The organism is Mycobacterium sp. (assembly GCF_035274705.1).
Classification (GTDB): Bacteria; Actinomycetota; Actinomycetes; order Mycobacteriales; family Mycobacteriaceae; genus Mycobacterium.
Map to the genome: position 1 here is coordinate 12428 of NZ_DATENY010000093.1, position 18036 is coordinate 30463.

The window sequence follows — 18036 nt, forward strand, 5'->3', positions numbered from 1 at the left end:
GATGGGTAGAAACGCCGCCGCAGAATCGGTCCTGTCGCCATCTGACGGTAGACTGATTTTCATGACTTGCCGGTGGTAACGACTACCGCCGCTGCGACCCCCAAGGAGAAGCTTCCGCCCGTGGCTGCTGCGAAGAAGAAAGCACAAGAGGAATACGGCGCTCAGTCCATCACGATTCTTGAGGGACTTGAGGCCGTCCGCAAACGTCCGGGCATGTATATCGGCTCCACCGGCGAGCGCGGACTACACCACCTCATCTGGGAGGTGGTCGACAACGCGGTCGACGAAGCGATGGCCGGCTACGCAACGACGGTCGACGTAAGACTGCTCGAGGACGGTGGGGTCGAGGTCACCGACGACGGCCGTGGCATCCCGGTGGCCATGCACGCCTCCGGTGCGCCGACCGTCGACGTCGTCATGACACAGCTGCACGCCGGCGGAAAGTTCGACTCCGACTCCTATGCGGTGTCGGGTGGCCTGCACGGCGTGGGTGTGTCGGTGGTCAACGCGCTCTCCAAACGTCTGGAGGTGGAGATCAAGCGTGACGGGCACGAGTGGTTTCAGTACTACGACCAGTCTGTGCCCGGCACCCTCAAGCAGGGTGAAGCCACCAAGAAGACCGGCACGGTGGTGCGGTTCTGGGCGGATCCGACGATCTTTGAAACCACTACATACGACTTCGAAACCGTGGCGCGGCGGTTGCAGGAGATGGCATTCCTGAACAAGGGCTTGACCATCACGCTGACCGACGAGCGCGTCACCCGGGAAGAAGTCGTCGACGAGGTCGTCAGCGACACCGCCGAGGCGCCGAAGTCTGCGGAGGAAAAAGCCGCCGAGGCCACGGCCCCGCATAAGACGAAGAACCGAACCTTTCACTACCCCGGCGGGCTGGTCGACTACGTCAAGCACATCAACCGGACCAAGACGGCGATCCACCAGAGCATTGTCGACTTCTCCGGCAAGGGCGAGGGCCACGAGGTGGAGATCGCGATGCAGTGGAACGCCGGCTATTCCGAGTCGGTGCACACGTTCGCCAACACCATCAACACCCACGAGGGCGGCACCCACGAAGAGGGCTTCCGCGCCGCGCTGACCACGGTGGTCAACAAGTACGCCAAGGACAAGAAGCTGCTCAAGGAGAAGGATCCGAACCTCACCGGTGACGACATCCGCGAGGGGTTGGCCGCGGTTCTCTCAGTCAAAGTCGGGGAACCGCAGTTCGAGGGCCAGACGAAAACCAAGCTCGGCAACACCGAGGTCAAGTCGTTCGTCCAGAAGATCTGCAACGAGCAGTTGGGCCACTGGTTCGAGGCGAATCCCGCCGAGGCCAAGACCGTTGTGAACAAGGCCGTCTCGTCCGCCCAGGCGCGTATCGCGGCGCGCAAGGCCCGCGAGCTGGTGCGCCGCAAGAGCGCTACCGACATCGGAGGGCTGCCCGGCAAGCTGGCCGACTGCCGGTCTACCGACCCGCGAAAGTCCGAACTGTATGTCGTGGAGGGCGATTCGGCCGGCGGCTCGGCCAAGAGTGGGCGTGACTCGATGTTCCAGGCGATCCTGCCGCTGCGCGGCAAGATCATCAACGTCGAAAAGGCCCGCATCGACCGGGTGCTGAAGAACACCGAAGTCCAGGCCATCATCACCGCGCTGGGCACCGGCATTCACGACGAGTTCGACCTGACGAAGCTGCGCTACCACAAGATCGTGCTGATGGCCGACGCGGATGTTGACGGCCAGCACATTTCGACGCTGCTGCTGACGCTGCTGTTCCGGTTCATGAAGCCGCTGATCGAGAATGGCCACGTGTTCCTCGCGCAGCCGCCGCTGTACAAGCTGAAGTGGCAGCGCACTGAGCCGGAGTTCGCCTACTCCGACCGCGAGCGCGACGGGCTGCTCGAAACCGGCCGCGCCGCGGGCAAGAAGATCAACACCGAGGACGGCATCCAGCGGTACAAAGGCCTTGGCGAGATGGACGCAAAGGAACTGTGGGAGACCACGATGGATCCGTCGGTGCGGGTGCTGCGTCAAATCACGTTGGACGATGCCGCCGCCGCCGACGAGCTGTTCTCGATTCTGATGGGCGAGGACGTCGAAGCCCGCCGCAGCTTCATCACGCGCAATGCCAAAGACGTTCGCTTCCTTGACGTTTAACACGAACTAGGACTCAAAAACATGACTGACACCACGTTGCCGCCGGGCGACGAAGCAGGAGACCGTATCGAGCCGGTCGACATCCAGCAGGAGATGCAGCGCAGCTACATCGACTACGCGATGAGCGTCATCGTCGGTCGCGCGCTGCCAGAGGTGCGTGACGGCCTGAAGCCGGTGCACCGCCGGGTGCTGTATGCGATGTACGACTCGGGCTTCCGGCCGGACCGCAGCCACGCGAAATCCGCACGCTCCGTTGCCGAAACGATGGGTAATTACCACCCGCACGGCGACGCCTCGATCTACGACACCCTCGTCCGGATGGCGCAGCCGTGGTCGCTGCGTTACCCGCTGGTCGACGGCCAGGGCAACTTCGGCTCGCCGGGCAACGACCCGCCAGCGGCCATGCGGTATTGCGTCACGGGCGATGCACTGGTCGCGCTGCCTGACGGCCAATCGGTACGCATAGGCGACATAGTTCCTGACGCACAGCCGAACTCTGACAACGTCATCGACCTCAAAGTGCTTGGGCGACATGGTATCCCCGTCGTCGCTGACAGGTTCTTCCACTCCGGCGAGCACCAGACATACACGGTCCGCACCGTCGAAGGCCATGAGGTCACCGGCACTGCGAACCATCCGCTTCTCTGCCTCGTGGACCTCGCCGGTGTGCCGACGCTGCTGTGGAAGCTGATCGAGGAGATCCGTCCCGGCGACGTCGCAGTGCTGCGCGCCGAGAGTACGGAAGATGACGAAAATCGGCCGAATTCCGTCATATACCCGACTCTCGACGAGTTCCTGAACCGCCACGGCGACGATCCGGACGCGCAGACCATTGTCGATGAGCTGACCGACGGCCGTTTCCATTACGCGCGCGTAGCCGCGGTGACAGATGCTGGCGTGCAGTCCGTGTACAGCCTGCGAGTCGACACCGACGATCACGCGTTTATCACCAACGGCTTCGTCAGCCACAACACAGAGGCACGTCTCACGCCGCTGGCGATGGAGATGCTGCGTGAAATCGATGAGGAGACAGTCGATTTCATCCCGAACTACGACGGACGGGTGCAGGAGCCGACGGTTCTGCCGAGCCGGTTCCCGAACCTGCTCGCCAACGGCTCGGGTGGCATCGCCGTCGGCATGGCCACCAATATGCCCCCGCACAACCTTCGCGAACTCGCGGAGGCCGTGTACTGGTGCCTGGAGAATCATGACGCCGACGAGGAAGCAACTCTCGAGGCGGTAACCGAGCGCGTCAAGGGCCCGGACTTCCCCACCTACGGCTTGATCGTTGGCTCCCAAGGGATTAACGACACGTATACCACCGGCCGCGGGTCCATCCGGATGCGTGGTGTGGTGGAAATCGAGGAAGATTCGCGCGGCCGCACCGGCATCGTCATCACCGAGCTGCCGTATCAGGTCAACCACGACAACTTCATCACCTCGGTCGCCGAGCAGGTCCGTGACGCCAAGCTCAACGGCATCGCCAACATCGAGGACCAGAGCAGCGACCGCGTCGGGCTGCGCATCGTCATCGAGCTCAAGCGCGACGCCGTGGCCAAGGTGGTGCTGAACAACCTCTACAAGCACACGCAGCTGCAGACCAGCTTCGGCGCCAACATGCTGTCGATCGTCGACGGCGTGCCCCGCACGCTGCGGCTCGACCAGCTGATCCGCCACTACGTCAACCACCAGCTCGATGTCATCGTGCGGCGCACCACCTACCGGCTGCGCAAGGCCAACGAACGCGCCCACATCCTGCGCGGTCTGGTCAAGGCGCTCGACGCGCTCGACGAGGTCATCGCGCTCATCCGGGCGTCGGAGACCGTCGACGTCGCCAAGCAGGGTTTGATCGAGCTACTCGATATCGACGAGATCCAGGCCCAGGCGATCCTGGATATGCAGCTGCGCCGCCTGGCCGCCCTGGAACGTCAGAAGATCGTCGACGACCTGGCCAAGATCGAGGCCGAGATCGCCGACCTCGAAGACATCTTGGCCAAGCCGGAGCGGCAACGCGCCATCGTGCGTGACGAGCTCAAGGAGATCGCCGACAAGTACGGCGACGACCGTCGCACCCGCATCGTCCCGGCCGATGGCGAAGTCTCCGACGAGGACCTGATCGCGCGCGAAGAGGTCGTCGTCACGATCACCGAGACCGGCTACGCCAAACGCACCAAGTCCGACCTCTACCGCAGCCAGAAGCGCGGCGGCAAGGGCGTGCAGGGCGCCGGGCTCAAACAGGACGACATCGTCAACCACTTCTTCGTCTGCTCGACGCACGACTGGATCCTGTTCTTCACCACACAGGGCCGGGTCTACCGCGCCAAGGCATACGACTTGCCGGAGGCGTCGCGGACCGCGCGGGGCCAGCACGTCGCGAACCTGCTGGCCTTCCAGCCGGAGGAACGTATCGCCCAGGTCATCCAGATCAAGAGCTACGAGGACGCGCCGTATCTGGTGCTGGCCACCCGCAACGGCCTGGTGAAGAAGTCCAAGCTGACGGACTTCGACTCCAACCGCTCCGGCGGCATCGTCGCGGTCAACCTGCGCGACGGCGACGAGTTGGTCGGCGCTGTGCTGTGTTCGTCCGAGGAAGACTTGCTGCTGGTGTCGGCGAAGGGCCAGTCGATCCGGTTCTCGGCGACCGACGAGGCGCTGCGCCCGATGGGCCGCGCCACCTCCGGTGTGCAGGGCATGCGGTTCAACGAAGAGGACAAGCTGCTGTCGCTGAATGTGGTCCGCGAGAGTACGTATTTGCTGGTCGCGACGGCCGGCGGGTACGCCAAGCGCACCGCGATCGACGAGTACCCGGTCCAGGGCCGCGGCGGCAAGGGGGTGCTGACGGTCCAGTTCGACAAGCGTCGTGGCAGTCTTGTTGGAGCGTTGATCGTCGATGACGACACCGAGTTGTACGCCATCACCTCGGGTGGAGGCGTCATCCGGACGGCTGCTCGCCAGGTCCGCAAGGCCGGGCGGCAGACCAAGGGCGTTCGGTTGATGAACCTGGGCGAGGGCGACACACTGGTTGCCATTGCGCGCAACGCCGAGGAGAACGAGGCAGACGCCGCCGCCGAGCCGGACGCGTAACGACGTTAAGGAGCCGTAGGTGACTTCACCGAACGAGCCGGGATACCCGCGCGCGGGTGACGGTCCCGGTAGCGCCAACGGCTCCGCCGGCGGGTCGTCCGCCCACGACGGCGCTTCGCTGGGCAACGCGGCGTCGCGTACGGGCCCGCTACCGGCGGGCCACGTCTCGGACTCGGGTGATGTTCCACCCTGGCAGCGCGGCCCGGCGGCCCGAGCGGCGCGGCAACCCCATCGTCAACCGCCGGAGACCTCGGCGCACACTGAGCCTCCCCGCGGCGCAACGAGCCACTCCCCCGGCGTGGATGCCCGGCTGAACCGCTTCATCGCCGGCGGGTCTACGCCGTCGCCGTCGACGCACGAGCAGGACGGGCCGCCTCGGGGTGAACGGACCGAAGCGGCACGACCGGAGGCCTACGCCAGCGAGCTCCCGGATCTGTCGGGGCCAAAGCCCCGCACGCCGCAGCAGCGCAAGCCGCCGCCCGAGCGCACGACGGCGGAACCGGCGAGCCGGCCGGCGGCGGCCACGAGCCGCGTTCAGGTCGGCACTCGTCACAAAGGGCCGGTGCGCGCCAGTATGCAGATCCGCCGGATCGACCCGTGGAGCACGCTGAAGGTGTCGCTCGTTTTGTCGGTCGCGATGTTCTTCGTCTGGATGATCGCTGTCGCATTCCTCTACCTGGTGCTCGGCGGCATGGGTGTGTGGAGCAAGCTCAACAGCAATGTCGGCGACCTACTCACCAGCGGCGGCGGCAGCGGCGGCGAGCTGGTGTCCAGCGGAACCATCTTCGGCGGCGCGACGTTGATCGGATTGGTCAACATCGTGCTGTTGACCGCGATGGCCACATGCGGGGCGTTCATCTACAACCTGACCACCGACTTGGTCGGCGGTGTCGAAGTCACACTGGCGGATCGCGACTGAGTTTGGGTCGGGGCAGGCCATTGCGGTAATCTCGTCGCTCGGCCATGCGGCATATACGGGGCTATAGCTCAGGCGGTTAGAGCGCTTCGCTGATAACGAAGAGGTCGGAGGTTCGAGTCCTCCTAGCCCCACGGAAAGGTACACACCATGAGGCTGGTGTTGCTGCTCGTAGCGGTAGCAGTGGCGGTGATCGTGTGGAGGTCACGGCACGGGGTCGAGGTGTGGCATGCAGCGGCCGACGCGCCGTCCTGACCAGATCAGGGGCCTTAGCTCAGTTGGTAGAGCGCTGCCTTTGCAAGGCAGATGTCAGGAGTTCGAATCTCCTAGGCTCCACGTAGTGGCTACGTTCATTGCATGGAGTCGATCGGCTCGCGGAAGCGTAACCAGCCCGCGCCGCCAGGGGCCATCTTCGAAGATCTCTGCGACCCGAATCGTCAACCCGTCCGACCGTGGCTGCATCTTCTCGACGACGAAATGGCGCCGGTCGTCGTCGAATCCAACCGACCGGACCGTGTTGTCTGGTCGTCGCTGTGGGCCAAGCGTCCCGATGCTCGGGTGCAATTCGACCTACACGCCGCGCGCGGCGGCACCGACTTGCGGTGGACCCTGTATGTCAACGAGCCGCTCCCCGAGCGCGCTCTCGCGATGCACATGTGCAAACGCATGGGCGAACTCGTCAACGCCAATCTGCGATACACCTATGGCCAATGATTAGGCGACCCCCGATCAGCACTCGACGACGTTGAGGGCGAGCCCGCCGAGCGACGTCTCCTTGTACTTGTCCTTCATGTCGGCGCCGGTATCGCGCATCGTCTTGATCGCGGTGTCGAGGCTGACATGGTGAGTTCCGTCCCCGTGCAAGGCCATCCGCGCCGCGGTGATCGCTTTGACCGACGCGACGGCATTGCGCTCGATGCACGGAATCTGTACCAACCCGCCCACCGGGTCACACGTCAGTCCGAGGTTGTGCTCGATGCCGATCTCGGCGGCGTTCTCCACCTGCGCAGGCGTTCCACCCATCACCGCCGCCAGCCCAGCGGCCGCCATCGAACACGCCGAGCCCACCTCACCCTGGCAGCCGACCTCCGCCCCCGAGATCGAAGCGTTCGCCTTGAACAGCTGCCCGATCGCCGCGGCCGTCAGTAGAAACTCGACAATTCCGTCGTCGTTCGCGCCAGGTACGAACCGCGAGTAGTAGTGCAACACCGCGGGGATCACACCGGCCGCGCCGTTCGTCGGCGCTGTGACGACCCGACCGCCGCCGGCGTTCTCCTCGTTCACCGCCAACGCGTAGACCGTCAGCCAGTCCATCGCATACAACGGATCCTCTGGGTCCAGCGCCTTGGCCAGCAAACGCGCGCGACGTTTGACGCCGAGCCTTCCCGGCAACGTACCCGTCGCGGCCAAGCCAGCGTCGACACATTCGCGCATCGCAGCCCAGATCCGCAGGAGTCCGGCTCGAAGGTCAGGCTCGCGCCCGAGCGCAGCTTCGTTGCGTGCCATCAGCTCGGCGATGCTGCACCCGTTCTCGGTCGCCAGCGCCACAAGCTCGGCCGCCGTGCTGAACGAATACGGGACGGCCGGTTCTTCGCGACTGCTTGACTGTGCTTCCTGCTCGTCGACGACGAACCCCCCGCCGACTGAGTAGTAGACGCGCCGACTGAGTTCCTCCCCGTCACCGTCGTTGGCTACAAGCACCATGCCGTTGCTGTGAAAATCCATGGCTTGCAACGACATAACAACGGCGTCAGCCGGGTCGAAGTGCACGGTGTGCGTTCCTGCGAGCAGCAGTTTGTGCTCGGCCGCGATCTCCTCGACGCGTGCTCGCGCCGCGACTGGGTCGACTGTCTCGGGTGTGTGGCCCTCCAGCCCGAGCATCACCGCGCCAGGTGTGCCGTGGCCGGCGCCAGTCGCCCCGAGCGAGCCGTAGAGCTCGATGCGCACCCGGGTGACGACGGGCAGCAGACCATCGTCGACGAGATGCCGGGCGAATCGGCCCGCGGCCCGCATCGGACCGACCGTATGCGAACTGGACGGCCCGATGCCGATGGAGAACAGATCAAAGACCGAGACAGCCATCGCGCGGGGACTTACAGCAAACTAGGGCTTGGGCGCAACGTCGACGCTGGGCGGGCGCGACTGGCTCGCGGCGGAGGGCTCCGGTTGCGACGACCGACGGATGATCGAGAACGCCACCGCTCCCCCAGCCACCACGACGGCGCCCAGGGCGGCGAAAATCAGCGGCCGACGGCGACGGCGCGAGCGGCGCGCATCGGCAAGCGCCGACGGGAAGTTCGCGACGACCTCCTGGGCGGCAGCCAACTCCTGTGCGAGCGATTCCTGCACGGCCGCGACGTCCTCACGAAGCTGGGCGCGCAGCCGACCCTTGCGGTAGCGGTCGCCGATCCATGACGCCGACGACTGAGCACCGTGCAGACCGAGGCCAAGCGTGCCGAGCGTGACGTCGACCGGTCCGACCGCCGAATACTTCAGCCCGCGGGTCAACCGCTGGCCGGACGTCAACCGGTCATCCGTCTTCGAGCTCATAGGGCACCTCTTTCGCGGCCGGAATGGATTCGCCTCCAGCCTGCCATCAACCGCAAGCAAGCGGTGCCTGGTTGGGTGCGGAAGCGGGCGTGGCACACTGGCATCCCGTGACGAGCCCCATTCAGACCGCGACCGCGACACTGCACACCAACCGCGGCGACATCAAGATCGCTCTGTTCGGAAACCACGCCCCCAAGACCGTCGCCAACTTTGTCGGCCTGGCGCAGGGCACCAAGGACTACAGCACCGAAAACGCGTCAGGCGGCTCGTCCGGGCCCTTTTACGATGGTGCCGTCTTCCACCGCGTGATCGACGGCTTCATGATCCAGGGTGGCGACCCGTCGGGCACCGGTCGTGGCGGCCCGGGATACCAGTTCGCCGACGAGTTCCATCCCGAGTTGCAGTTCGACAAGCCCTACCTGCTGGCGATGGCCAACGCGGGGCCCGGCACGAACGGCTCACAGTTCTTCATCACAGTCGGCAAGACGCCGCACCTGAACCGGAAGCACACGATCTTCGGCGAGGTCGTCGACCCCGAGTCGCAGACGGTCGTCGACGCGATCGCCACCACGGCCGTCGACCGCAGTGACCGGCCGACCGATCCGGTGGTGATCGAGTCGATCACCGTCGCCTGACTCAGGCAGGGTTCGAGCCGGCATAGCCGGCGGCAGTGAGTGCGTCGAGCACGTTCAACGGGTCCGTGCCCAGGTCCCATCGGGTGAAGACCAGCAGCTGATCGTCGGCTGTATCGATCTCGAGCAGGCGTACTGTGCGCGCGATTCGCCGGAACTCGGTGATCCGGATGAGCTTGATATCTGTGGGTCGGAACACGTTTGTTCGCAGCAAGCCACGGGTAAGTAGACCGTCGTCGGTGATTGCCAGTTTTGGGCGTGCGCGCCACGACAGGCTTGCAAACACAAGCAAGCCCACTGCGGCAATCCCCAGCAGGATGCGCCCGGGCGCATCTGTGATTACGGTCACAGCAGCGATAGCCAAGATAAGTCCGGATATGCCACAAGCTGCAATTCCGAGCGTCGACGGTGCCCACTTTGTTTGCTGCATGGGGTATCTACACCCTTTTACCGTTGCTAATGAGGTTATCCACAGGTGCTATCCCCAATGGGGATGAATCACATCAGTGTGATCCAATGACCACAAGGTTGCTAAACGGGTAACGCGCGGAGACCAAGATAAATTCATACCAATGGTCGGTACGGCTAACGCCAGCGCATCGTGAGCAACAACCCGGTGATCATGAAAGCAAAGGCGATGGCGTAGTTCCACTGCGCCAGGTCTGCCATCCAATGAAGCGCCGACGGGGCGCTGGGACCGCTTCCCGCGAGTTGGAAGACGATCAGCCACGCCAAGCCGATCAGCATCAGGCCGCAGAACAAGACCACAAACCACACGCTCGACGGACCAGCCTTGACCTTGACCGGCGTCCGGCTCACCGGGTTGATGGTGAAGTCGTTCTTCTTGCGAACTTTGGACTTGGGCATGGCTACCTTCGCGGACAGTTGGGGTCATACGGTGCGACGATGTAGCTACGAGCCTAACGTAGCCGCGCTGCCAGCCCCGAATCCTCAGGAGAGCCGCCGATGGACCAGCCTCGTCGAAGCGTCTGGCGCTTCGGCGTGCCAGTCGTATGTCTGTTGGCAGGGCTTCTCCTTGCGACCACCCATGGTGTGTCCGGCGGCGATGAGATCCGGCGAAGTGATGCGCCGCGACTGGTTGATCTGGTCCGCGAGGCGCAGCAGTCGGTGGACCGGCTCTCCGCACAGCGGGACTCGTTGGTGACGACGATCGACACTCACCACGGCGGCTCACCCGGCGCCGACGCGGCGCTGACCGCGATCACAAAGCGTTCTGCCAGTCTTGCCGTGGATGCCGGGCTTGACCCGATGCGCGGCCCGGGTCTGGTGGTGACGCTCAACGACGCGCAGCGCGACGCCGAGGGCCGTTTCCCGCGGGACGCCTCACCCGATGACTTGGTTGTGCACCAGCAGGACATCGAGGCGGTGCTCAATGCGCTGTGGAGCGTTGGCGCCGAGGGCATTCAGATGCAGGATCAGCGGATCATCGGCACGTCAGCGCCCCGCTGCGTCGGCAATACCCTTCTACTCAACGGACGCACGTACAGCCCGCCGTACATAATCACCGCGATCGGTGACATTCCTGCGATGCAGGCGGCGCTCACGGCCTCCCGACTCGTCACGCTTTATAAGCAGTACGTGGTCCGATTCGGGCTGGGCTACTCCGAAGAGCCCCGGGCGCAAGTGGACCTCGTCGGGCACACCGATCCGGTGCGGATGAAGTACGCCAAGCCGGCCGGTCCCATCGGCTACTGAGTGAGTTCGGCGCGCAAACGGCGCTGAGCGCACGTTTCCGCGCCGAAATCGCTGAATGTAGCCTGGTCCGATGCAGGTTCTGGTCGTCGACAACTACGACAGCTTCGTGTTCAACCTGGTCCAATACCTGGGCCAGCTCGGTGTGCACGCGCAGGTCTGGCGTAACGACGACGAGCGCCTGGCCACCGACGCCGACGTGGCCAAGGCCGCCGAGCAGTTCGACGGCGTTCTCCTATCCCCCGGCCCCGGCACTCCGGAACGCGCTGGCGCGTCGATCCCGCTCGTCAAGGCGTGCGCTGCGACGAAGACGCCGCTTCTCGGTGTGTGCCTCGGGCACCAAGCCATCGGCGTCGCGTTCGGCGGCACTGTCGACCGCGCACCAGAACTGCTCCACGGCAAGACGAGCACCGTCTTCCACTCCAGTGCCGGTGTGCTGCAAGGGCTTTCGAATCCCTTCACCGCGACCCGCTACCACTCGCTGACGATCCTGCCGGACACCGTGCCCGCCGAGCTCGAAGTCATCGCGCGCACCGAGGGCGGCGTCATCATGGCCGTGCGGCACACCGTGCTGCCGATTCACGGCGTGCAATTCCACCCCGAATCGATCCTCACCGAAGGCGGGCACCGGATGCTCGCCAACTGGCTCGGGTACTGCGGCGCCGCGCCCGCCGAGTCGCTGGTACGCCAGTTGGAAGACGAAGTCGCGAACGCGGTGCAGGCGGCTACGACGCGAAGCTCAGCGTGATGGTGCTGCCGAAGCTCACCGGACTACCCGGCGCCGGGCTCTGAGTCACCACCGCGTTGGTTTTCTGACCGCTGTTTTGCACATCACCCCCGCGGTCCAGCCCGCCGGTCCAGCCCAGTGCGCGAAGCCGCGGTTCGGCGTCCACCCAGAACATGCCACGCACGTCCGGCATGACGAACTGATTGCCCTTCGACACCTGGATCTGAATCAACGTGTCAACCGGAACATTCTGGCCCGCAGCGGGAACGGTTCCGATGATCTGCCCGCTCGGGGCGGTGTTGTCTACTTCCACCGGTAGCGAGTTGACGAAACCGGAGCCTGCCAGGATCTGCTTGCAGACGTCGACGCTCTGCCCGGCGCAGTCCGGTACCAACTTCGAGGAGGGGCCCGAGCCCACCACGATGGTGATGACGTTGGTGATCGCGGAGGTCTGATTGGCCGGCGGGTTAGTGGCCAGTACCTTGTCCTTCATGTCCGGAGACGAATCGCTCGTCGTCCGGTTGAACTTCCCAAACCCTACGTTCGTGAGCTTTTGGACGCAGTCGGCGTAGGTGAGGCCCTTGCAGTCCACTACTTCGCGCTGCTGAGGGCCGGTGGAAATGTTGATCGTGATCTCGTCTCCTGCGCCGACGGATGTGCCGGCAGCGGGATCGGTGTTGATGGCGTGATCGACCGGAACCGTGTTGTCCGGCTGTTGGTTGGTCTTTGTCTTGAAGCCCGCGTTCTGGAGCGTGGCGACTGCTTCGTCTCTGCTTTGACCCTTCACGTCGGGCACCTGAACATCGTGGGTGTTGCCGCCGAACATGTTGATCGCGACGGTCACGACGACCGTGAGCACTGCCAGCACCGCGACCGCGATCAGCCAGCGGCCTACCGAAACACTCCGCTCTCGATCGATGTACTCCGGCTCCCGACGGGGTTCCGGGTCGATCGGTTCGGTGCGATGGTGCGACGGCGTCGAGGCCAGCAGCGAGGTGCGTTCGGCGTCGGTGAACACCTTCGGCGCTTCCGGCGCTTCACCGCTGTGCACGCGGACCAGATCGGCGCGCATCTCAGCAGCGGTCTGGTAGCGATTGTCGGGGTTCTTGGCCAGTGCCTTGAGCACCACGGCGTCCAGTTCCGGGGAGATGTCGTTGTGCCGCTGCGACGGCGGCACCGGATCCTCGCGCACATGCTGGTATGCCACCGCGACGGGTGAGTCACCGACGAAAGGAGGTTCGCCCGTGAGGATTTCGTAAAGCACGCAGCCCAACGAGTACACGTCGGAGCGCGCGTCGACCTTCTCGCCGCGCGCCTGCTCCGGCGACAGATACTGCGCAGTGCCGATCACCGCGGCGGTCTGGGTGACGCTGTTGGAATCGGCCAGCGCGCGGGCGATGCCGAAATCCATCACCTTCACCGCGCCGTTCTTGCTGATCATGATGTTGGCCGGCTTGACGTCGCGGTGGATGATGCCGTGCTGATGGGAGAAATGCAGCGCCTGGCAGGCGTCGGCGATCACCTCGATGGCGCGCTTAGGCTCCATCGGCCCGTCGCTGTGCACGATGTCGCGCAGCGTCACCCCGTCGACGAACTCCATGACGATGTAGGGCAGCGGACCCGTCGGTGTCTCGGCCTCTCCGGTGTCATATACCGCGACGATGGCCGGATGGTTCAGCGCCGCCGCATTCTGCGCCTCACGGCGAAACCGCAGATAAAAACTCGGGTCGCGGGCCAGGTCGGCGCGCAGCACCTTGACCGCGACGTCGCGGTGCAGCCGCAGGTCGCGCGCCAAATGGACCTCGGACATACCGCCGAAGCCGAGAATTTCGCCGAGTTCGTATCGGTCGGACAGGTGCTGGGGGGTTGTCATTGCCATGTCTGTTCAGGGGCCAATCGCGTCACCTGCACCGTTGCAGGCGACAGAAACGCATCGAGTCGGGGTACCCCGGATTCTTCCCCACCATGACCGACGACACCGTCGTGGGTCCAGCCAGGCATCGCTGACGGCGTCTGGAACGGCGTCGTCTCGGTGATCGTGTTGGTGACCGTCGGCGCCGGCGTCTGTTTGTCCTTCTTATCCTGCGCGTTGAGCACGATCAGGATGGCGATCACGATCGCCAGCGCACCGAGCACGCCTGCCGCCCACAACAACGCCCGCTGACCCGACGAGAACGTGCGGCGCGGAGGCTGAGTGCGGTGGCTTCCGGTCGCAGGTCGGGGACGGGCAGCGGTTGCCGGGGCCCGTCCGGTGAGGTCCGCGGCGGCGCGGGCCTGCGCGGCCGATGGCACTGCCGCCGGCGTAGCCCGTCCGATCGACGGCGCCTGGTTCGGTCGCGGGGGCCGACGGCCGGACCGCACCGCGGCCACCGCGTCGGCGAACGGGCCGCCCGAGCGGTATCGCATCCCGGGGTTCTTCACCAACGTGATCTCGATCAGCTCCCGCACGTTCGGCGGCAGATCGGCCGGAAGCGGCGGCGGCGTCTCCTTGATGTGCTTCATAGCCACGGTCAGCGCACCGTCACCGGTGAACGGCCGCTTGCCTGAAACCGATTCGTAGCCGACAACTCCCAGCGAGTACACATCGCTGGCGGCCGTCGCGTCATGGCCCAGGGCCTGCTCCGGCGCGATGTACTGCGCCGTGCCCATCACCATGCCGGTCTGGGTCACCGGTGCGGCGTCGACGGCCTTGGCGATGCCGAAGTCGGTGAGCTTCACTTGGCCCGTCGGCGTGATCAGGATGTTGCCGGGCTTGACGTCGCGGTGCACCAGCCCCGCGGTGTGTGCGACCTGAAGGGCACGTCCGGTCTGCTCCAGCATGTCCAGGGCATGCCGCAGGGATAACCGACCGGTCCGCTTGAGCACCGAGTTCAACGGCTCACCGTTGACCAGCTCCATCACCAGGTACGCCGTTCGGCCCTCGCCGTCCATCTCGGTCTCGCCGTAGTCGTACACGCTGGCGATGCCGGGATGGTTGAGCATCGCGACGGTGCGCGCTTCGGCGCGGAACCGTTCGACGAACTCGGGGTCCGTGGAGTACTCCGCCTTCAGCACCTTGATCGCGACACGGCGGCCCAGCCGGGAGTCGATGCCTTCCCACACCTGGCCCATGCCGCCGGTGGCGATCAGCCGCTGCAGCCGGTAGCGACCGGACAGCGTCACTCCGACGCGGGGGCTCATGATCCCTCCCGCAGCGCAGCCGCGATGGTGGCCCGTCCGATCGGCGCGGCGACCGCGCCGCCTGTGGCGTTCAGCCGATCGCCGCCGTTCTCGACCAGCACCGCAACCGCAACTTTGGGAGCCCGAGCTGGTGCGAAGGCGATGTACCAGGCATGCGGCGGAGTGTTGCGCGGGTCAGTGCCGTGCTCCGCAGTGCCGGTCTTGGATGCGATCTGCACGCCGGCGATGGCTCCCTTCTGCTGAGTCACCTGCTCGGCGGCGACCATCAGATCCGTAAGTGTATCCGCGGCCTGCTCCGACACCGCCCGTCGCTCTTGCTGCGGAGCCGTGGTGCTGATGTTGGCCAGGTCGGGTCCCTTCAGGCTATCGACCAAGTAGGGCCGCATCGCTACCCCTCTATTCGCGATGGCAGCGGCGACCTGCGCGTTCTGCAGCGGTGTCAGTGCAACATCTTTCTGCCCGATGCTCGACATGCCCAATGCGGCTGCGTCGGTGATCGGGCCGATGGTGGATTCGGCCACCTGTAGTGGAATCGGAGTGGGCGGGCTGTCAAGGCCGAACGAGAACGCGGTGGACCGCAGCGCTTCGGCGCCGGTGTTGATGCCGAGTTGGACGAAGGCGGTGTTGCACGACTTTGCGAACGCGTCGTGCAGTGAGACGGTCGGACCCGAGCCGCACGGTGAGCCGCCGTAGTTCTCCAACGTTGCGGTGCTGTCCGGCAACGGAATACGGGGTGCCGACGTGAGTTGCGTATTTTCGGCGGCACCTGCCTGAAGGGCCGCCGCGGTGGTGATCACCTTGAACGTCGAGCCGGGCGGGTAGGTCTCCGAAATCGCCCTGTTGAGCAACGGGGAATCGGGGTTGTCCCGCAGTTGCTGCCACGCCTGTGACTGCGCTTCGAGGTCGTGCGTCGCCAGCAGGTTCGGGTCATACGACGGCGCCGACACCATCGCGAGGATCTTGCCGGTCGCGGGCTCCAGTGCGACGACTGCGCCCTTGCACGGTCCGCTGCAGCCGTGCTCCATCGCATCCCAAGCCGCTTGCTGCACCTGCGGATTGATGGTGGTCGCGACGTTGCCGCCACGCGGGTCACGACCGGTGAAGAAGTCGGCGAGCCGTCGGCCGAACAACCGCTGGTCGGAGCCGTTGAGGATGCCATCCTCGGCGCGTTCCAGGCCGGTGCTGGAATACCGCAGCGAGTAGAAGCCGGTGACCGGGGCGTAGGCCAGCGGATTGGGATATACGCGAAGGAAGCGGAACCGCCCGTTGGTCGACACCGAGTACGCCAGCAACTGGCCGCCGGCTGAGATCTGGCCCCGCTGCCGCGAATACTCGTCGAGCAGGACGCGCTGGTTGCGCGGATCCGAGCGCAGACCGTCGGCCCTAAACACTTGTGTCAGTGTGGCATTCGCTAATAGCAGCACGATCAACACCATGATCGTGACGGAAATGCGGCGCAGCGAGGTGTTCATACTTTCTCGATCACCTCGGTACTGGCCGCCGCGATCGGTGGGTTCTGAGGTCGCGTGACGATCGGCCGCCGTGCGGAGTGCGAGATGCGGACGAGGATCGCGAGCAGCACGTAGTTGGCCAGTAGCGATGAGCCGCCGTACGACATCCACGGTGTGGTCAGGCCGGTCAGCGGGATCAGTTTGGTGACCCCACCGACGACGATGAACAGCTGGATCGCCAGGGTCGATGCGAGGCCGGCGGCGAGCAGCTTTCCGAAGCTGTCACGCACGGCGATCGCGGTGCGCAGGCCCCGGATGATCAGGATGGTGTAGAGCATCAGCACCGCGGCCAGACCGACGAGGCCGAGCTCTTCGCCGATCGCCGCGATGATGAAGTCCGTCGACGCGGCGGGCACCGTGCCGGGCTGCCCGTTGCCGAGGCCGGTGCCGAATATCCCGCCGGTGGCGAAGCTGAACAGCGACTGCACCATCTGATAGCCCGTACCGTCGGGATCCGCGAACGGATCCATCCACGTCTGCACACGGACGCGGACGTGGTCGAAAACGTAATACGCCGCAACACTTCCCGCGGCGAACAGCGCAAGCCCGATGACCACCCAGCTGAACCGCTCGGTCGCGATGTAGACCAGCACGAGAAACGAGGCGTAAAGCAGCAGCGAGGTGCCGAGGTCCTTCTCGAAGATCATCACGCCGATCGACGCCACCCAGGCCGCCAGCAGCGGCGCCAGGTCTCGTGGACGTGGCAGGTCCATACCGACGAAGTGCTTGCCGGCGCTGGTGAACAGGCTTCGCTTGGATACCAACACCGCCGCGAAGAAGATCAGAAGCAAGATCTTCGAGAACTCCGCAGGCTGAATTGAGAAGCCGGGCAACCGAATCCAGATCTTCGCGCCGTTCTGCTCCGACATCGAACGAGGCAAGGCCGCCGGGATCGCCAGCAGGATAAGCCCCGTCAGTCCGCACACATAGCCGTAGCGCGCCAACACCCGATGGTCCTTGAGGAAGATCACGACGAGCGAGAAAGCGATCACGCCGACCAGCGTCCACAGCATCTGCTGGTTGGCGGTTCCGCCCAAACCCCGCGACGTCAGATCACCCTGAGCGAGGTCGAGCCGGTGAATCATCACCAGCCCCAAGCCATTCAGCAGCGCCACGACCGGCAACAGCAGCGGGTCCGCATACGGCGCGAAGCGCCGCACTGTCAGGTGCGCACCGGTGAACAGCGCCAGGTAGGCAACGGCGTACTGGGCCAGATCCCAATGCAGACCCTGCTCCTGGTTGGCCTCGACGAGCAGCAGCGCCACCGTGGTGATCAATGCGGCGAAGCCAAGCAGAATCAGCTCGGAATTGCGCCGATTCGGCAGCGGCGGCATCACCGTGACGGGGGACTGCGGCTGGGTAGTCACGCCTCGACTCCCACTCGTCCCCTGCCCTTCGGGCGTGGGCCCACCGGTGCTCGCTCGGTCCTCGCTGCGATGACCACTGTCCGCTTCCTCAACGGACGCCTCACTCGCGCTCGTCCTCGGGTCGTCATGACACTTCCCGGCAGTTGGTTCCCGGTTCCGGTGGTGGGGGAGGCAGGGCGGTGACCGTCGGCGCCGGGGTCGACGTCGG

The 18036-nt window shown here is 65.2% G+C and carries 15 protein-coding genes and 2 tRNA genes; 9 read left to right on the forward strand and 8 right to left on the reverse strand.

Features of this window, described 5'->3' with window-relative positions; genetic code table 11:
- The first annotated feature begins 120 nt into the window (after nucleotides 1-120).
- From gyrB to VJV41_RS19915, 6 genes are all read left to right on the forward strand, one after another.
- Nucleotides 121-2148, forward strand: a complete 2028-nt coding sequence (gene gyrB, locus VJV41_RS19890; RefSeq protein WP_325336742.1) for a DNA topoisomerase (ATP-hydrolyzing) subunit B — start codon at nucleotides 121-123, stop codon at nucleotides 2146-2148.
- 21 nt (nucleotides 2149-2169) lie between these two features.
- A complete protein-coding gene (gyrA, locus tag VJV41_RS19895) occupies nucleotides 2170-5232 on the forward strand; it encodes an intein-containing DNA gyrase subunit A (RefSeq protein ID WP_325336743.1) in 3063 nt (1020 codons plus the stop codon).
- 19 nt (nucleotides 5233-5251) lie between these two features.
- Nucleotides 5252-6151 (forward strand): DUF3566 domain-containing protein, encoded by a 900-nt coding sequence (locus tag VJV41_RS19900; RefSeq protein ID WP_325336744.1) that lies wholly within the window; start codon nucleotides 5252-5254, stop codon nucleotides 6149-6151.
- Between the two features lie 57 nt (nucleotides 6152-6208).
- Nucleotides 6209-6282 (forward strand) — tRNA-Ile (locus tag VJV41_RS19905).
- A gap of 129 nt (nucleotides 6283-6411) precedes the next feature.
- Nucleotides 6412-6484, forward strand: a tRNA-Ala gene (locus VJV41_RS19910).
- Nucleotides 6485-6505: 21 nt separating this feature from the next.
- Nucleotides 6506-6862 (forward strand): hypothetical protein, encoded by a 357-nt coding sequence (locus tag VJV41_RS19915; RefSeq protein ID WP_325336745.1) that lies wholly within the window; start codon nucleotides 6506-6508, stop codon nucleotides 6860-6862.
- A 15-nt stretch (nucleotides 6863-6877) separates the two neighbouring features.
- Here VJV41_RS19915 and VJV41_RS19920 read toward each other — a convergent pair whose 3' ends face one another.
- Together VJV41_RS19920 and cwsA are read right to left on the reverse strand one after the other, a co-directional pair.
- Nucleotides 6878-8230: an L-serine ammonia-lyase gene (locus VJV41_RS19920; RefSeq protein ID WP_325336746.1), complete on the reverse strand. Its 1353-nt coding sequence runs from the start codon at nucleotides 8228-8230 to the stop codon at nucleotides 6878-6880.
- Between the two features lie 21 nt (nucleotides 8231-8251).
- Nucleotides 8252-8698 (reverse strand): cell wall synthesis protein CwsA, encoded by a 447-nt coding sequence (gene cwsA / locus VJV41_RS19925; protein WP_325336747.1) that lies wholly within the window; start codon nucleotides 8696-8698, stop codon nucleotides 8252-8254.
- A 107-nt stretch (nucleotides 8699-8805) separates the two neighbouring features.
- Between cwsA and VJV41_RS19930 the strand changes: the two genes are divergently transcribed.
- Nucleotides 8806-9333, forward strand: coding sequence for a peptidylprolyl isomerase (locus tag VJV41_RS19930; protein ID WP_325336748.1), 528 nt, complete (start codon nucleotides 8806-8808; stop codon nucleotides 9331-9333).
- Nucleotide 9334: 1 nt separating this feature from the next.
- Here the strand turns inward: VJV41_RS19930 and VJV41_RS19935 are convergent, their stop codons facing one another.
- Both VJV41_RS19935 and crgA read right to left on the reverse strand, forming a co-directional pair.
- Nucleotides 9335-9760, reverse strand: coding sequence for a PH domain-containing protein (locus VJV41_RS19935; protein ID WP_325336749.1), 426 nt, complete (start codon nucleotides 9758-9760; stop codon nucleotides 9335-9337).
- Nucleotides 9761-9915: 155 nt separating this feature from the next.
- The gene (gene crgA, locus VJV41_RS19940; protein WP_325336750.1) at nucleotides 9916-10197 is read right to left on the reverse strand and encodes a cell division protein CrgA; all 282 of its coding nucleotides are present in this window, start codon (nucleotides 10195-10197) and stop codon (nucleotides 9916-9918) included.
- A 99-nt stretch (nucleotides 10198-10296) separates the two neighbouring features.
- Between crgA and VJV41_RS19945 the strand changes: the two genes are divergently transcribed.
- Both VJV41_RS19945 and VJV41_RS19950 read left to right on the forward strand, forming a co-directional pair.
- A complete protein-coding gene (locus tag VJV41_RS19945) occupies nucleotides 10297-11046 on the forward strand; it encodes a DUF881 domain-containing protein (protein WP_325336751.1) in 750 nt (249 codons plus the stop codon).
- Between the two features lie 70 nt (nucleotides 11047-11116).
- Nucleotides 11117-11791 carry an aminodeoxychorismate/anthranilate synthase component II gene (locus VJV41_RS19950; RefSeq protein ID WP_325336752.1) on the forward strand — a complete coding sequence of 225 codons (675 nt, stop codon included), beginning with the start codon at nucleotides 11117-11119 and terminating at the stop codon, nucleotides 11789-11791.
- Here the strand turns inward: VJV41_RS19950 and pknB are convergent.
- Genes pknB through VJV41_RS19970 form a run of 4 tightly spaced genes read right to left on the reverse strand, consistent with a single transcriptional unit; the run spans nucleotide 11769 to nucleotide 17828 of the window.
- Nucleotides 11769-13643 (reverse strand): Stk1 family PASTA domain-containing Ser/Thr kinase, encoded by a 1875-nt coding sequence (gene pknB, locus VJV41_RS19955; RefSeq protein WP_325336753.1) that lies wholly within the window; start codon nucleotides 13641-13643, stop codon nucleotides 11769-11771. The two genes, VJV41_RS19950 and pknB, sit on opposite strands and share 23 nt — an antisense overlap.
- Nucleotides 13640-14950 carry a protein kinase domain-containing protein gene (locus VJV41_RS19960; RefSeq protein WP_325336754.1) on the reverse strand — a complete coding sequence of 437 codons (1311 nt, stop codon included), beginning with the start codon at nucleotides 14948-14950 and terminating at the stop codon, nucleotides 13640-13642. The genes pknB and VJV41_RS19960 overlap by 4 nt, the downstream gene beginning before the upstream one ends.
- Complete coding sequence (pbpA, locus tag VJV41_RS19965; RefSeq protein WP_325336755.1) at nucleotides 14947-16422, reverse strand: D,D-transpeptidase PbpA; 1476 nt, start codon at nucleotides 16420-16422, stop codon at nucleotides 14947-14949. Before pbpA ends, VJV41_RS19960 begins: the two co-directional genes overlap by 4 nt.
- Nucleotides 16419-17828 carry an FtsW/RodA/SpoVE family cell cycle protein gene (locus tag VJV41_RS19970; RefSeq protein WP_325336756.1) on the reverse strand — a complete coding sequence of 470 codons (1410 nt, stop codon included), beginning with the start codon at nucleotides 17826-17828 and terminating at the stop codon, nucleotides 16419-16421. The genes pbpA and VJV41_RS19970 overlap by 4 nt, the downstream gene beginning before the upstream one ends.
- Nucleotides 17829-18036 lie beyond the last annotated feature (208 nt).

What these genes read in the sequence shown, in the direction of transcription:
- VJV41_RS19920 (WP_325336746.1), bottom strand. Translation starts at nt 8,230, where the DNA reads ATGGCTGTCTCGGTCTTTGATCTGTTCTCCATCGGCATCGGGCCGTCC.
- pbpA (WP_325336755.1), bottom strand. Translation starts at nt 16,422, where the DNA reads ATGAACACCTCGCTGCGCCGCATTTCCGTCACGATCATGGTGTTGATC.
- VJV41_RS19960 (WP_325336754.1), bottom strand. Translation starts at nt 14,950, where the DNA reads ATGAGCCCCCGCGTCGGAGTGACGCTGTCCGGTCGCTACCGGCTGCAG.
- crgA (WP_325336750.1), bottom strand. Translation starts at nt 10,197, where the DNA reads ATGCCCAAGTCCAAAGTTCGCAAGAAGAACGACTTCACCATCAACCCG.
- cwsA (WP_325336747.1), bottom strand. Translation starts at nt 8,698, where the DNA reads ATGAGCTCGAAGACGGATGACCGGTTGACGTCCGGCCAGCGGTTGACC.
- VJV41_RS19950 (WP_325336752.1), top strand. Translation starts at nt 11,117, where the DNA reads ATGCAGGTTCTGGTCGTCGACAACTACGACAGCTTCGTGTTCAACCTG.
- VJV41_RS19945 (WP_325336751.1), top strand. Translation starts at nt 10,297, where the DNA reads ATGGACCAGCCTCGTCGAAGCGTCTGGCGCTTCGGCGTGCCAGTCGTA.
- gyrA (WP_325336743.1), top strand. Translation starts at nt 2,170, where the DNA reads ATGACTGACACCACGTTGCCGCCGGGCGACGAAGCAGGAGACCGTATC.
- VJV41_RS19915 (WP_325336745.1), top strand. Translation starts at nt 6,506, where the DNA reads ATGGAGTCGATCGGCTCGCGGAAGCGTAACCAGCCCGCGCCGCCAGGG.
- VJV41_RS19935 (WP_325336749.1), bottom strand. Translation starts at nt 9,760, where the DNA reads ATGCAGCAAACAAAGTGGGCACCGTCGACGCTCGGAATTGCAGCTTGT.
- pknB (WP_325336753.1), bottom strand. Translation starts at nt 13,643, where the DNA reads ATGACAACCCCCCAGCACCTGTCCGACCGATACGAACTCGGCGAAATT.